This window comes from Kitasatospora sp. NPDC101176, assembly GCF_044768035.1.
In the GTDB taxonomy this organism is placed as follows: domain Bacteria; phylum Actinomycetota; class Actinomycetes; order Streptomycetales; family Streptomycetaceae; genus Kitasatospora.
The window spans coordinates 74,826-89,494 of record NZ_JBIWPA010000002.1 but is presented as its reverse complement, the minus strand read 5'-3'; the positions used below and the strand labels follow the sequence as shown (position 1 = coordinate 89,494).

The following is a 14,669-nucleotide window of genomic DNA, read 5'->3' as shown; positions in this document are numbered from 1 at the left end:
TACGGTTCGCGCGACCGGGCGCGGACCGTACGGGGCGGGTGGCTCAGGCCTCGTTGGCGCCCGCGTACATCGCGGTGACGGCGTCCGCGTAGGTCCGCTCGACCACCGGGCGCTTGATCTTCAGGCTCGGGGTGAGCTCGCCGTGCTCGATGTCGAGGTCGCGCGGCAGCAGGTGGAACCGCTTGATCGTCTGCCAGCGCTGCAGGTCCGCGTTGAGCCGCTTGACGAAGCCCTCGATCAGCTGGTGCACCTGCGGGTCGGCGACCACCTCGGCGTAGGACCGGCCGGCCATGCCGTGCTCGGCCGCCCACGGCATGATGACCGCCTCGTCGAGGCCGATCAGCGCGGTGCAGTAGTTGCGGCCGTTGCCGATCACCAGGATGTTGCTGACGAACGGGCAGACCGCCTTGAACTTGCCCTCGACCTCGCTGGGCGCGACGTACTTGCCGCCGGAGGTCTTGAACAGGTCCTTCTTGCGGTCGGTGATCCGCAGGAACCCGTCGGCGCTGAGCTCGCCGATGTCCTCGGTGTGGAACCAGCCGTCGGCCTCCAGCACCTCGGCCGTCTTCTCCGGCAGGTCGTGGTAGCCGCGCATGATGCCGGGGCCGCGCAGCAGGATCTCGCCGTCCTCGGCGATCCGGACCTCGGTGCCGGGCAGGGCGCGGCCGACGGTGCCGATCCGGACGTCCTCCTCGCGGTTGACGCAGGAGCCGGCGCTGGTCTCGCTGAGCCCGTAGCCCTCCAGGATCGGCACGCCGGCGCCGAGGAAGAAGTAGCCGATCTCGGGGGCGAGGGCGGCGCTGCCGGAGACGGCACCGCGCAGCCGGCCGCCGAAGGCCGCCCGGATCTTGGCGTAGACGAGCTTGTCGGCCAGGGCGTGCTGGAGCCGCAGCCCGAGCGGGGCGGTGCCGGTGCCGGTGGCGATCCGGCTCTCCTGCACGGCCCGGGCGTGGGCCCGGGCGACCTTGGCGGCCCACAGGAAGATCTTGTACTTGGCCCCGCCCTCGGCACGGGCCCGGCCGGCGATGCCGTTGTACACCTTCTCGAAGATGCGCGGCGCCGAGGCCATCACGGTCGGCCGGATGGCCGGCAGGTTGTGGATGATCCGGTCGACCCGGCCGTCCACGGCCATCACGTGGCCGGTGGCGATCTGCCCGGAGATCAGCGTCTTGCCGAAGACGTGCGACAGCGGCAGCCACATGAACTGGACGTCGTCGGAGCGCAGCAGTCCGCTGGCCTCCTGGGCCCGGCCCTCGTACGCCCAGCAGTCGTGCACCAGGCGCACGCCCTTGGGGCGGCCGGTGGTGCCGGAGGTGTAGATGAGGGTGGCCAGTTGCTCCTTGTCGAGGGCGGCGACGGCCTTCTCGACGGCGTCCGGGTGCTCCTCCAGGTAGGCCGCGCCGCGCTGCTCCAGTTCGGCGAGGGTGAGCACCTCCAGGCCGCCGGTGGCGGGGGCCTCGGCGCCGGGCTCGGGCCCGTCGAAGAGGATGACCGTGCGCAGGTCGGGCAGCTGCCCGATCTGGTCGACGGCCTTGGCCAGCTGGGCGGTGTTCTCGGCGAACAGCGCTCTGGAGCCCGAGTTGGAGAGGATGAAGGCCGTCTCGTCGGCGTTGGTGCTCGGGTAGACGGTCGTCGTGGCGGCGCCCGCGCACATGTTCCCGAGGTCGGCGATGACCCACTCGAGCCGGGTGGAGGCGGCCAGGGCGACGCGGTCCTCCGGCTGGATGCCCAGCGCCATCAGACCGGCGGCCACCGCCTTGACCCGGGTGGCGGTCTGCGCCCAGGTGAGCGAGCGCCACTGCTCGGCGCCGGGGGCGCTGTCCGCGGCCTGCTCGTCGACCGGGGCCGGGTAGCGGTAGGCCTCGCCGTTCGGGGTCAGGGCGACCCGCTCCAGGAACAGGTGGGCGACGGAGGCGGGACGCCCGGCGACGATGTCGGCACTGCCGGAGTCGATCAGGGACTGCGCGGAACTCAACGAGGACCTCCGGGGGCGGGTGGCCGTCTGAGGGATTGTCGCGGCGTCCGTGGGGGCGGTCGCCGGGCCCCCGGTTCACCTGTTCGGTACCGGCGAGTAACAAGGGGGCAATCAGCAGCCTAGGGGGAAACCGGTCATTCCGTAAGGGGGCGAGGCCAGCTGGCACGCCCCCGCGGCGCCGGTGTCCGCCCCGCGACCCCCGCCCGACCCGCGGGAACGGGCCGGTGCGGACCGTACGACCGGGCCCGCGCCGACCTGACGACCGGGCCCGCGTGAACGATACAACCGGGCCCGCCGGGCGATTCGGCAAAGGACTGGACAAACCTCCGGCTCGCACCCCGTGAATCGCCTGTACGAGTGCACCAAAGACCGAGAATTGGGGTGCGAATCCACCCGCCGACGACAAGAGTGTGCCAGTGCTGATCAGACTGCTCAGGGCGTACCTGCGCCCCTACACCCGACCGATCGCCCTGCTGGTCGCCCTCCAGCTGGTGTCCACCCTCGCCGCGCTCTACCTGCCGACGCTCAACGCCGACATCATCGACGACGGGGTGGTCAAGGGCGACACCGGCTACATCCTGCGCGTCGGCGGGGTGATGATCGGCGTCACCCTCGTCCAGGCCGTCTGCTCGATCGGCGCCGTCTACTACGGCGCCCGCACCGCGATGGCCTTCGGACGGGACGTGCGCGCCGCCGTCTTCGACCGGGTGCAGACCTTCTCCTCCCGCGAGATCGGCCAGTTCGGCGCCCCCTCGCTCATCACCCGCACCACCAACGACGTCCAGCAGGTCCAGATGCTGGCCCTGATGAGCTTCACGCTCATGGTCGCCGCCCCGATCATGTGCGTCGGCGGCATCATCATGGCGCTCAACCAGGACGTCCCGCTGTCCGGCCTGCTGCTCGCCGTCATCCCGCTCCTCGCGGCCGTCGTCATCCTGCTGGTGCGCTCGCTGCGCCCCAAGTTCCGCAGCATGCAGGAGCGGATCGACACGGTGAACCGCGTCCTGCGGGAGCAGATCACCGGCATCCGGGTCATCCGCGCCTTCGTCAAGGACGACCACGAGCAGGCCCGCTTCGCCGGCGCCAACGGGGACCTCACCCACGTCGCCCTCCAGGTCGGCCGGCTGATGTCCTTCATGTTCCCGGCCGTCATGCTGGTGGTGAACGTCTCCAGCGTCGCCGTGCTCTGGTTCGGCGCCCACCGGATCGACAGCGGCGGCATGGAGATCGGCGCGCTCACCGCCTTCCTCTCCTACCTGATGCAGATCCTGATGAGCGTCATGATGGCCACCTTCATGTTCATGATGGTGCCGCGCGCCGAGGTCTGCGCCGAACGCATCGACGAGGTGCTCGCCACCTCCTCCAGCGTCGTGCCGCCCGCCGCCCCGGTCACCGAGGTGCTGCGCCGCGGCAACCTCGAACTGCGCGACGTCGACTTCCGCTACCCCGGGGCCGAGGCCTCCGTGCTGCGCGGCATCGACATCACCGCCCGCCCCGGCGAGACCACCGCCGTCATCGGCTCCACCGGCAGCGGCAAGTCCACCCTGCTCGGCCTCGTCCCCCGGCTGTTCGACGCCACCTCGGGACAGGTCCTGCTGGACGGCGTCGACGTCCGCGAACTCGCCGCCGACGCGATCGCCGAGTGCATCGGCCTCGTCCCGCAGAAGCCGTACCTGTTCTCCGGCACCGTCGCCAGCAACCTCCGCTACGGCCGGCCCGACGCCACCGACGAGGAGCTCTGGCACGCCCTGGAGATCGCCCAGGCCAAGGACTTCGTCGAGAAGCTCCCCGAAGGCCTGGACGCCCCCATCTCCCAGGGCGGCGGCAACGTCTCCGGCGGCCAGCGCCAGCGCCTCGCCATCGCCCGCGCCCTCGTCCGCAAACCCGACGTCTACCTCTTCGACGACTCCTTCTCCGCGCTCGACTACGCGACGGACGCCCGGCTGCGCAAGGCCCTCGCCCGCGAGACCTCGAACGCCACCGTGCTGATCGTCGCCCAGCGCGTCTCCACCATCCGCGACGCCGACCGGATCATCGTCCTCGACGAGGGCGCGGTCGTCGGCACCGGCACCCACCGCGAACTGATGGCCGACAACCCGACGTACCGGGAGATCGTGCTCTCCCAGCTCACCGAGCAGGAGGCGGCGTGACCACCCCCGAGAAGGCCCCCGACAAGGCCCCCGAGGACCAGACCGGCCCGGGCGAGGCCCCCGACCCGGGCAAGGCGCCCGGCCGCGGGCCCGCTGCGGCCGGCGGCGAGCTCCCCAGCGACTCGCAGGCCGCCGCCGCCCGCCGCGGCCCGGCCGGCCCGGGCCGCTTCATGGGCGGCCAGGGCACCGAGAAGTCCATGGACTTCAAGGGCTCCGGCAAACGCCTGCTCGCCCTGCTGCGCCCCGAACGCGCCCTGCTCTCCGGCGTGCTGGCGCTCGGCGTCGTCAGCATCGGCTGCGCCGTCGTCGGCCCCAAGATCCTCGGCAACGCCACCGACCTGATCTTCGCCGGCGTCGTCGGCGCCCGCTTCGCACCCGGCACCTCCAAGGCCCAGGTCGTCGACGGGCTCCGCGCCCAGGGCCAGGGCGGCGTCGCCGACCTGCTCTCCTCCGTGGACTTCACCCCCGGCCAGGGCATGGACTTCGGCGCCATCGGCACCGTCCTGCTCTGGGTCCTGGCCATCTACGTCGCCTCCGCCGTGTTCGGCATCGCCCAGGGCCGGCTGGCCACCACGGCCATCCAGCGGGCCGGCTACCGGCTGCGCCAGGACGTCGAGGCCAAGCTCTCCCGGCTGCCGCTCAGCTACTTCGACAAGCAGCCCCGCGGCGAGGTCCTCAGCCGGGTCACCAACGACATCGACAACATCGGCCAGTCCATGCAGCAGACCATGGGACAGGTCGTCAACTCGCTGCTCACCGTGGTCGGCGTGCTCGCCATGATGTTCTGGATCTCCCCGCTGCTCGCCGTGATCGCCCTGGTCTCGGTGCCGCTGTCGGTGGTCGTCGCCGCCAAGGTCGGCCGGCGGGCGCAGCCGCAGTTCGTCCAGCAGTGGAAGTCCACCGGCCAGCTCAACGCCCACATCGAGGAGATGTACACCGGCCACACCCTGGTGAAGGTGTTCGGCCGCCAGCGCGAGTCCGCCGAGACCTTCCGCGAGCACAACGAGGCGCTGTTCGCCTCCAGCTTCCGGGCGCAGTTCATCTCCGGGATCATCCAGCCCGCGATGATGCTGATCGGCAACCTGCAGTACGTGCTGGTCGCCGTCGTCGGCGGCCTGCGGGTGGCCAGCGGCGCGCTGTCCATCGGCGACGTCCAGGCGTTCATCCAGTACTCGCGGCAGTTCAGCCAGCCGCTCACCCAGGTCGCCAGCATGGCCAACCTGGTGCAGTCCGGGGTCGCCTCCGCCGAGCGCGTCTTCGAACTGCTGGACGCCCCCGAGCAGACGCCCGAACCGGCCATGCCCGAACGCCCCGACACCGTCCACGGCCGGGTCGCCTTCCAGGACGTGTCCTTCCGATACGAGCCCGGGAAGCCCCTCATCGAGGACCTGTCGCTCAAGGTCGAACCCGGCCAGACCGTCGCCATCGTCGGCCCCACCGGCGCCGGCAAGACCACCCTGGTCAACCTGCTGATGCGGTTCTACGAGGTCAGCTCCGGGCGGATCACCCTCGACGGGGTCGACATCTCCGCGATGTCCCGCGAGGAGCTGCGCTCCGGCATCGGCATGGTGCTCCAGGACACCTGGCTGTTCGGCGGCACCATCGCCGACAACATCGCCTACGGCGCCCAGGGCGCCACCCGCGACCAGGTCGTCGAGGCCGCCAGGGCCGCCCACGTCGACCGCTTCGTGCGCACCCTGCCGGACGGCTACGACACCGTCATCGACGACGAGGGCACCGGCGTCAGCACCGGCGAGAAGCAGCTGATCACCATCGCCCGGGCCTTCCTCGCCCAGCCGTCGATCCTCGTCCTGGACGAGGCGACCAGCTCCGTCGACACCCGCACCGAGGTGCTGATCCAGCGGGCCATGGCCCGGCTGCGCACCGGCCGCACCAGCTTCGTGATCGCCCACCGGCTCTCCACCATCCGGGACGCCGACGTGATCCTGGTGATGGAGAACGGCTCGATCGTCGAACAGGGCACCCACGACGAGCTGATCGCCGCCGACGGCGCGTACGCGCGGCTGTACCAGGCGCAGTTCGCGGAGGCCGTGGCCGAGGTGGACTGACCCGGACGGGCACGGGGGACGGCCGGAGGGCCGGGGCGGGACTCCCGGGGCGGGACTCCACCGCCCCGGCCCTTCGCGTTCCGCACCGGCTTCGCTACCGTGGGCCCGTGATCTCCGAGGACGCGGCCAGGGCCGCCGGTGACGACGACACGGCCGGTGGGACGGGCAGGACGGGCGGGACCGGCGGCGAACCCGGCGGCACGACCGCCCGGGGCGGGACCGCCGGTACCGGGACCGCCCGCGCCGGGGTCGGCGACACGGCGCACGACACGGCAGACGACACGGGCGTCGACCGCGCGCCGGACGCCTTCGAGGCGAACCGGCGCTACCTCGGCTCCGTCGCCTACCGGCTGCTCGGCTCGTTCACCGACGCCGAGGACGTCCTGCAGGACGCCTGGCTGCGCTGGCGGGCCGCCGACCGCACCGCCGTCCACGACCCGCGCGCCTTCCTGACCACCGTCGTCACCCGGCTCTGCTACGACCAGCTCGGCTCCGCCCGGGCCCGCCGCGAGGCCTACTACGGCGAGTGGCTGCCCGAGCCGTCCGTCTCCTACGCCTCCGCCCCCGACTCCCCCGCCGACCTGGCCGAACGCGGCGAGTCCGTCTCGCTCGCGCTGCTCACCGTGCTGGAGCAGCTCACCCCGGCCGAGCGGGCCGCGTTCGTGCTGCACGACGTCTTCGCCGTCGGCTTCGACGAGATCGCCGCCTCCCTCGACCGCACCCCCGACGCCACCCGGCAGCTGGCCTCCCGCGCCCGCCGGCGGGTGCGCGACGGCGGTCGGCGCACCGGCGCCGACCCGGCCGAGCACCGCCAGGCCGTCGAGGCCTTCGCCGCCGCCACCGCACGCGGCGACCTCCAGGCCCTCCTGGAGGTCCTCGACCCGGACGTGGTCTGGCACGCCGACGGCGGCGGCATCGTCCGCGCCGCCGCCCGCCCCGTCCTCGGCGCCTGGAACGTGGCCCGGCTGGTGGTCGGACTGGTCACCAAGTGGTCCACCCCCGACCACGGCTTCGGCTTCGCCCAGGTCAACGGCGAGCCGGGGATCGTCTGGTACGAGAAGGCCACCGGCACCGTCGGCGGCGTGGTCGCCCTCGACGTCGCCGACGGGCGGATCACCCAGGCGTACGTGGTGGTCAACCCGGAGAAGCTGGGCCACATCGACCCGATCGGCGTGTGACGGCGGCCCGGCGGGCATGTGGCCCGGCCGGCGTGCGTGACGGCGGCCCGGCCGGCGTGTGGCCCGGGCCCGGCCGGCGTGCGCGACGGCGGCCCGGCCGGGATGTGACACGGGTCACCGTCACACTCCCGCCGGCCGCGTCGTCCCCCTCCCGAACAGCGCTCCGCGCGGGCGCACCGAATGGAGGCGGACGAGATGAGCGGCACCACCACCCACCAGCGGATCGTCGTACTGGGAGCCGGCTACGCGGGCCTCAGCGTCGCCAAGCGCGCCGGGAAGCGGCGCCCCGTCACCCTGGTCGCCCCCGAGGAGCGGCTGCTCCACCGGGTCCGCCTGCACGAGACGGCGGCCGGTCACGGCCGGCAGTGGCCGACCATCGGCCACCTCGTCCGCGGCCGGCAGGTCGACCACCGGCGGGCCAGGGCCGTCGGGATCGACCTCGCCGACCACCGGGTCCGGCTCGACGACGGCACCACCCTCGGCTACGACACCCTCGTCTACGCCCTCGGCAGCCGCACCGCCTGGCACGACGTCCCCGGCGCCGCCGAGCACGCGTACTCCGCCGAGCAGGCCGCCGAAATCGACCACCGGCTGCGCACGGCCGACCGGCCCGGCACCCTGGCCGTGGTCGGCGGCGGACCGACCGGCATCGAACTGGCCACCGAACTCGCCGAGAGCCACCCGCAGTGGCGGGTGCACATCGTCGCCGCCGGGCAGGTCGGCGGCCTCTACTCGCCCAGGGGCCGCGCCCACGTCCTGCGCGCCCTCGACCGGCTCGGCGTCACCGTCCACGAGCAGGCCACCGTCACCGCGGTCACCGCCGACGGGCTGCGCACCACCACCGGCCCGGTCGACGCCGAGGTCACCGTCTGGGCCGCCTCGCTGGAGCCGCACCCGCTGGCCGCCGAGGCCGGGCTGGCCGTGGACGCCCGCGGCCGGGCCGTCGTCGACGACCGGCTGCGGTCGGTCTCCCACCCGGACGTCCACGTGGTCGGCGACGCCGCCGCGGTGACGCTGCCCGGCATCGGCACCCTACGGATGGGCTGCGCCACCGCCCTGCCGATGGGCCGCTACCTCGGCAAGCTGCTCGACGGGGCCACCACGGCGCCGTACTCGTTCAAGTACGTCGCGCAGTGCGTGAGCCTCGGCCGGCACGACGGGCTGCTCCAACTGATCCACGCGGACGACTCGATGCGGCCCACCGTGCTCACCGGCACGGCCGGGCGGCTGGCCAAGGCGGCGATCGTCGGCGGCGTCTACGGCGCGCTGAAGTAGCCCACGGCGGCCCGGCGGCGGGCCACCGGCCGGAACGGACCGGGGACGCGCGAAGGGGCCCGGGACGCGCGAAGGGGCCCGGGACGCGCGAAGGGGCCCGGGCGGATGCCCGGGCCCCTTCGGTCGCCTGCGGTTACTTCTTGTCCTTGGGCGCCTCGGCGTCGGTGGACAGCGCGGCGATGAAGGCCTCCTGCGGGACCTCCACGCGGCCGACCATCTTCATCCGCTTCTTGCCCTCCTTCTGCTTCTCCAGCAGCTTGCGCTTGCGCGAGATGTCACCGCCGTAGCACTTGGCGAGGACGTCCTTGCGGATCGCGCGGACCGTCTCACGGGCGATCACCCGGGAGCCGATGGCGGCCTGGATCGGCACCTCGAACTGCTGGCGGGGGATCAGCTTCTGCAGCTTGCCGGCCATCATCACGCCGTAGCCGTAGGCCTTGTCCTTGTGCACGATCGCGGAGAAGGCGTCCACCGCGTCGCCGTGCAGCAGGATGTCGACCTTGACCAGGTTGGCGCTCTGCTCGCCGATGGGCTCGTAGTCGAGCGAGGCGTAGCCGCGGGTCTTGGACTTCAGCTGGTCGAAGAAGTCGAAGACGATCTCGGCGAGGGGCAGGGTGTAGCGCAGCTCGACCCGGTCCTCGGACAGGTAGTCCATGCCCTGCAGGTTGCCGCGGCGGGACTGGCACAGCTCCATGATCGCGCCGACGAACTCGTTGGGCGCCAGGATGGTGCCGCGCACGACCGGCTCGTAGACCTCGGCGATCTTGCCGGTCGGGAACTCGCTCGGGTTGGTGACGGTGTGCTCGGTGCCGTCCTCCATGATCACCCGGTAGATCACGTTCGGGGCGGTGGAGATCAGGTCGAGGTTGAACTCGCGCTCCAGGCGCTCCCGGATGATCTCCAGGTGCAGCAGGCCGAGGAAGCCGCAGCGGTAGCCGAAGCCGAGCGCCACCGAGGTCTCCGGCTCGTACACCAGCGCCGCGTCGTTGAGCCGCAGCTTGTCCAGGGCGTCGCGCAGCAGCGGGTAGTCCGAGCCGTCCAGCGGGTACAGGCCGGAGAACACCATCGGGCGCGGGTCCTTGTAGCCGCCCAGCGCCTCGGTCGCACCCTTGTGCATCGAGGTGATCGTGTCACCGACCTTGGACTGCCGGACGTCCTTCACACCGGTGATGATGTAGCCCACCTCGCCGACGCCCAGGCCGTCGGCGACCTTCGGCTCCGGCGAGATGACGCCGATCTCCAGCAGCTCGTGGGTCGCGCCGGTGGACATCATGGCGATCCGCTCGCGCTTGGTGAGCTGACCGTCCACGACACGCACGTAGGTGACCACGCCGCGGTAGGAGTCGTAGACCGAGTCGAAGATCATCGCGCGGGCCGGGGCGTCCTTGACGCCGACCGGGGCCGGGACGGTGTTGACGATGTGGTCGAGCAGGTCCTCGACGCCGAGACCGGTCTTGGCGCTGACCTGCAGCACGTCCGAGGGGTCGCAGCCGATGATGTGCGCGATCTCCGCGGCGTACTTCTCCGGCTGGGCGGCCGGCAGGTCGATCTTGTTCAGCACCGGGACGATCGTGAGGTCGTTCTCCAGCGCCAGGTACAGGTTGGCGAGGGTCTGCGCCTCGATGCCCTGGGCCGCGTCGACGACCAGGATGGTCCCCTCGCAGGCCGCGAGGGAACGGGACACCTCGTACGTGAAGTCCACGTGGCCCGGGGTGTCGATCATGTTGAGGATGTGCGTCGTCCCGGCGTTCGGACCGGTCTTCGGCGCCCACGGGAGGCGGACCGCCTGCGACTTGATCGTGATGCCGCGCTCGCGCTCGATGTCCATGCGGTCGAGGTACTGGGCACGCATCTGCCGCGGGTCGACGACGCCGGTGATCTGCAGCATCCGGTCTGCGAGCGTCGACTTGCCGTGGTCGATGTGGGCGATGATGCAGAAGTTGCGGATCAGCGCCGGGTCGGTACGGCTGGGCTCTGGCACATTGCTGGGGGTCGCGGGCACCTTGGTCCGATTCTCCGTTGGTCCGGGGCCGGGGGTGTCCGGATCATCGCTGACCGGTTTCCCGGGGACCGGACAGTCTCGTCCGATCGAAATAGTCCCCCCATCCTCCCACGACCGCGGCACCGGCCGCCGTTCGGTCCGCCCCGACCGCCCCCGAGGCGCTCCCGGGGCGTCCGTGGGGCCCTCCCCCGCCTTCCGCGGAACGCCCCCGGAACGGCAGGATGGCCCGCCATGATCCTGGAAAGCGCCCTGCTCGACGTCCTGCCCGGCCAGGAGGACGAATTCCTCGCCGCCTTCACCGAGGCCCGCCCCCTGATCGCCGTCCAGCACGGCTTCCGCTCCCTGGAACTGCGGCGCTGCCTCGACGAGGGCCGCGGCTCGCGCTTCCTCCTCCAGGTCGAGTGGGAGACCCTCATCGACCACACCGAGGGCTTCCGCACCTCCGCCGAGTACCAGCGCTGGCGGGAGCTGCTGCACCGCTTCTACCGGCCGTTCCCGGAGGTCGAGCACTACGGGGAGCCGGTGCTGCGGGCCTGACCGGACCCGGGCTCCGGCCGCGGCCGGTTTGGGTCGGCGGCGGGCCCCCTGGTAGCGTGGTCAGCTGCACCTGGCCCCGGCATGCCCTCTCAGCAGGACCGGCGGCCGCCGGTGCAGCCCGTTCAATCCTTTTCAGACAAGACTGAGGCTCCTTCGTGGCGAACATCAAGTCCCAGATCAAGCGCAACAAGACCAACGAGAAGGCGCGCCTGCGCAACAAGGCCGTCAAGTCCTCGCTGAAGACCGCTCTGCGCAAGGCCCGTGAGGCCGCTGCCGCCGGCGAGACCGAGAAGGCCGTCGTGCTGGCCCGCGCCGCCTCCAAGGCGCTCGACAAGGCCGTGAGCAAGGGCGTCATCCACGCCAACCAGGCCGCCAACAAGAAGTCGGCCATCACCAAGCGCGTCAACGCGGCCGCCCAGGCCTGACGCCCCGGGGGCCACGGCCCCCACCGCCTCGGGACGCCCCGGCCCTCTACCCGGACCCCTGAGGCGCGCGAGACTCGCACCGTACGCGGCCTGCGTTCGCCACGCGGGTGCGGTGCACAGAGCAGTACGACAGGCGTCGCCGCCGACCTCCTCCCCGGAGGCCGGCCGCGGCGCCTGTCGCGTTCCGCGGTCCGGCCGCTATGGTCTGGTCACGCGCGATCGGAGGTGCGGGGAGCACCACGACACCGGGCCCGAGGGGGACTGACTCCATGACGACGCCACCACCACCGCCGCAGCAGCCTCAGCCACAGCCGGGGGCCCAGCCCGGAGCCCAGCCCGGAGCCCGGCCAGGGGCCCAGCCGCACCCGGGAGCGGTGAACCGGCCGGGATACGGCTTCCCGCAGCAGGCACCGGGGCCGGTCGCCGGAGCGGGCACGCCTGCGCCGGGCGCGTCGCCGGGCTTCGGACCGCCGACCGGACTGCTGCCGCCCGCACCCGGCGGCCTCCTCCCGGGAGCCGCCGCGCCGGGCCACCCCACACCCGGGCGCCCCGGCGGCAACCTGCGGCGCAACACCGTCTGGGCCTTCGTCGGCGCCCTGCTCGCCTCGGCCGGCTGGGCCACCGCCGTGCTCGTCGTCCCCGGCGTGGTCAGCACCGACTCCTCGCCCCGGAGCGTGAGCGCCTACCAGGTCTCCGACGACTTCTGCACCACCGGCAAGCCCTCCAGCCTGCTCACCACCTACAGCGCCTCCGACACCAGCCCGCCGACCCACCACAGCGACCGGCACCCCGCCCTGGACAGCATGAACTGCTCGATGTCGCTCAAGCGCACCGGCGCCAGCAGCTCCGACACCGACTACGCGTCCGTCTACCTGCGCGCCGACCTGCACAAGGCGGTCAACCCGGCACCCGAGTTCGCCGCCGCCAAGGAGGTCTACCGGGCGCGCGACTACCAGGTCACCGACGTCCCGGGGATCGGCGAGGAGGCGTACTTCCTGTACAAGGACGACGCGGGCAGCTCGGACAAGACCTGGCACAGCATCAGCGCCGAAGTGGACGTGCGGGACGGCGGGATGACGTTCTACATCTCCTACTCGGCCAGCTACACCGAGGGCAAGGGCAAGGTGCCGTCCAGGGACGACCTGCGGTCCGCCCTGCAGACGGACGCCCGCAACGCCGTCCGCTCGATGCACAAGTAGCCGTCGCCGCACCGCCGGACGTCCGGGGCGCGGACGGGGCCGGGGGGCGAGGCCGGGGTCGGGCCGCGGGCGCCCGGCGCAGCGTGGCCGCGGACGCGCCGCGGGCACCCGGTGGGCGCCCGCGCGGCAGGCAGGCCGTTGGCGGGGGTGCCGGTCGGAGTGCCGGGGGGGGGTGCGGTCGAGGATGCCGACCTGGGCGTCAGTAGGCGGGGCGGGACCCGGCCCGGGAGGCCCGGGCCACGGCGACCACCGCACGCTCCAGGGCGAAGGCGGGATCGTCCGAACCGCCCTTGACGGCGGCGTCGGCCTGGGCGATCGCGGTCAGCGCGGTGGCCACCCCGTCACCCGTCCACCCGCGCATCTGCTGGCGGACCCGATCCACCTTCCACGGCGGCATGCCCAACTCGCGTGCGAGGTCGGCCGGGCGCATGTTCCGCCCGGCGGTCGCCAACCGCCCGATGCTGCGCACCCCGGAGGCCAGCGCGTAGGTGATGCCGGTCGGCGGCTGGCCCACGGCCAGCGCCCAGCGCAGCCGCTCCAGCGCCTCCGCGGCCCGGCCGGTGACCGCCAGGTCCGCCACCTCGAAGCCGGTCGCCTCGGCCCGCCCGCTGTAGTAACGGGCCACCACCGTCTCGTCGATCGTCCCCTCGACGTCCGACGTCAGCTGGCTGCACGCGGCCGCCAGCTCGCGCAGGTCACTGCCGAGCGCGTCCAGCAGCGCCTGGCAGGCCTCCGGGGTGGCCGAACGGCCCAGCGTGCGGAACTCGCCCCGGACGAACGCCAACCGCTCGTTCGCCTTGGCCAGCTTGGCGCAGGCCACCTCACGACCGCCGGCCTTGCGCCCGGCGTCCAGCAGGCCCTTGCCCTTCGCGCCGCCCGCGTGCACCAGCACCACGATCACTTCTTCGGCGGGCGACTCGATGTACGCCTTGACCTCCTTCACCGAGTCGGCGGAGAGGTCCTGCGCGGCGCGGACCACGATCACCTTGCGCTCCGCGAACAACGACGGCGTGGTCAGCTCGGCCAGGCTGCCGGGCTGCAGACCACCGGGGGGCAGATCCCGCACGTCGGTGTCCGGATCCGCCGCCCTCGCCGCCGCCACCACCTGGGCGACCGCGCGGTCCAGCAGCAGCTCCTCCTGGCCGACCACGAGGGTCAGCGGGGCGAGCAGGTCGTCGGGTGCACTCTTCCTGGCCATCGCCTACCAGCATCCCACGGGGCGCGGACACTCCCCGCCGGGCCGCCGGGCCCACCCCACCCGGCCCACCGGGCAGCCCGGCGGGCCCGCCCTCCCCGGCCGCACCGGCCCGCGCCCGACCTGGAGAATGGTCCGGTGACCGAGAACCACACCACCGACCTGCCGGTCGTCGACGACCCGCACGCCCGGCAACTGCTCGTCCTGCCCGACCGCGAGGCCGCCGAGGAGGCCTCCGAGGAACTCAGCGCGACCCACCCCGACCTCGGCGAGCTCGACATCGTCCGCGACGCCCTGGCCGGGGAGGACGACGCCGAGGACGCCCAGTGGCTGGTCGTCGTCGAACCCCCGGAGGACGGCTGGACCCCGGCCCGACTCGGCGCCCTCGACGCCTTGGCCGCCGAGTACGAGGGCTGGCGCGAAGCGGGCTGATCCCCGACCCCGACGAACGGGTGAGCCGGTGAGCCCCGGGGCCCGGGCCACGTGGCTCCGAGCCCAGGAGTCGTGGAACTTCGAAGCCCTGGAACCCTGGCATCGAGCATCGAGCTGGGCCCTGTGCGGCGGGGGGCGGGGGCCCCCCCGGCGCGGCCCCCCCCCGCGGCGCGCCCCCCCCCCCCCCCCCCCCCCCCCCCCCCCCCCCCCCCCCCCACCCCCCCCCCCCCCC

At 72.9% G+C, this 14,669-nt stretch carries 11 protein-coding genes; 8 read left to right on the top strand and 3 right to left on the bottom strand.

Translation table 11 applies throughout. From position 1 onward, the window contains the following. Positions 1–43: 43 nt before the first annotated feature. The gene (locus tag ACIRS1_RS03120; RefSeq protein WP_360210190.1) at positions 44–1,975 is read right to left on the bottom strand and encodes a long-chain fatty acid--CoA ligase; all 1,932 of its coding nucleotides are present in this window, start codon (positions 1,973–1,975) and stop codon (positions 44–46) included. A gap of 416 nt (positions 1,976–2,391) precedes the next feature. Between ACIRS1_RS03120 and ACIRS1_RS03115 the strand changes: the two genes are divergently transcribed. The 4 genes from ACIRS1_RS03115 (at position 2,392) to ACIRS1_RS03100 (ending at position 8,647) form a co-directional block, all read left to right on the top strand. Then, entirely contained in the window at positions 2,392–4,125 is a 1,734-nt protein-coding gene (locus tag ACIRS1_RS03115; protein WP_402836412.1) for an ABC transporter ATP-binding protein, read from the top strand. 170 nt (positions 4,126–4,295) lie between these two features. Beyond that, entirely contained in the window at positions 4,296–6,194 is a 1,899-nt protein-coding gene (locus ACIRS1_RS03110) for an ABC transporter ATP-binding protein (RefSeq protein WP_402836871.1), read from the top strand. A gap of 107 nt (positions 6,195–6,301) precedes the next feature. Further along, entirely contained in the window at positions 6,302–7,372 is a 1,071-nt protein-coding gene (gene sigJ, locus ACIRS1_RS03105; protein WP_402836410.1) for an RNA polymerase sigma factor SigJ, read from the top strand. A gap of 195 nt (positions 7,373–7,567) precedes the next feature. Beyond that, positions 7,568–8,647, top strand: coding sequence for an NAD(P)/FAD-dependent oxidoreductase (locus ACIRS1_RS03100; RefSeq protein ID WP_402836408.1), 1,080 nt, complete (start codon positions 7,568–7,570; stop codon positions 8,645–8,647). Between the two features lie 133 nt (positions 8,648–8,780). On the opposite strand, the gene lepA is transcribed toward ACIRS1_RS03100, so the two are convergent. Further along, positions 8,781–10,649: a translation elongation factor 4 gene (gene lepA / locus ACIRS1_RS03095; RefSeq protein WP_360210197.1), complete on the bottom strand. Its 1,869-nt coding sequence runs from the start codon at positions 10,647–10,649 to the stop codon at positions 8,781–8,783. A gap of 231 nt (positions 10,650–10,880) precedes the next feature. Here lepA and ACIRS1_RS03090 point away from each other — a divergent pair, with 231 nt between their 5' ends. From ACIRS1_RS03090 to ACIRS1_RS03080, 3 genes are all read left to right on the top strand, one after another. Next, positions 10,881–11,186 carry an antibiotic biosynthesis monooxygenase family protein gene (locus ACIRS1_RS03090; RefSeq protein WP_402836406.1) on the top strand — a complete coding sequence of 102 codons (306 nt, stop codon included), beginning with the start codon at positions 10,881–10,883 and terminating at the stop codon, positions 11,184–11,186. A gap of 155 nt (positions 11,187–11,341) precedes the next feature. Next, positions 11,342–11,611 carry a 30S ribosomal protein S20 gene (gene rpsT / locus ACIRS1_RS03085; RefSeq protein ID WP_196951699.1) on the top strand — a complete coding sequence of 90 codons (270 nt, stop codon included), beginning with the start codon at positions 11,342–11,344 and terminating at the stop codon, positions 11,609–11,611. 374 nt (positions 11,612–11,985) lie between these two features. Next, positions 11,986–12,810: a hypothetical protein gene (locus ACIRS1_RS03080; RefSeq protein WP_402836404.1), complete on the top strand. Its 825-nt coding sequence runs from the start codon at positions 11,986–11,988 to the stop codon at positions 12,808–12,810. 199 nt (positions 12,811–13,009) lie between these two features. Here ACIRS1_RS03080 and holA read toward each other — a convergent pair whose 3' ends face one another. Further along, complete coding sequence (gene holA / locus ACIRS1_RS03075; protein WP_402836402.1) at positions 13,010–14,008, bottom strand: DNA polymerase III subunit delta; 999 nt, start codon at positions 14,006–14,008, stop codon at positions 13,010–13,012. Positions 14,009–14,143: 135 nt separating this feature from the next. On the opposite strand from holA, the gene ACIRS1_RS03070 reads away from it, so the two are divergent. Continuing rightward, positions 14,144–14,437 (top strand): hypothetical protein, encoded by a 294-nt coding sequence (locus ACIRS1_RS03070; protein ID WP_360210205.1) that lies wholly within the window; start codon positions 14,144–14,146, stop codon positions 14,435–14,437. Positions 14,438–14,669: the final 232 nt, after the last annotated feature.

Bases quoted from the DNA above. Each gene is read 5' to 3' on its own strand.
- ACIRS1_RS03110 (WP_402836871.1), top strand. From the start codon at position 4,296: ATGGGCGGCCAGGGCACCGAGAAGTCCATGGACTTCAAGGGCTCCGGC.
- ACIRS1_RS03100 (WP_402836408.1), top strand. From the start codon at position 7,568: ATGAGCGGCACCACCACCCACCAGCGGATCGTCGTACTGGGAGCCGGC.
- ACIRS1_RS03090 (WP_402836406.1), top strand. From the start codon at position 10,881: ATGATCCTGGAAAGCGCCCTGCTCGACGTCCTGCCCGGCCAGGAGGAC.
- holA (WP_402836402.1), bottom strand. From the start codon at position 14,008: ATGGCCAGGAAGAGTGCACCCGACGACCTGCTCGCCCCGCTGACCCTC.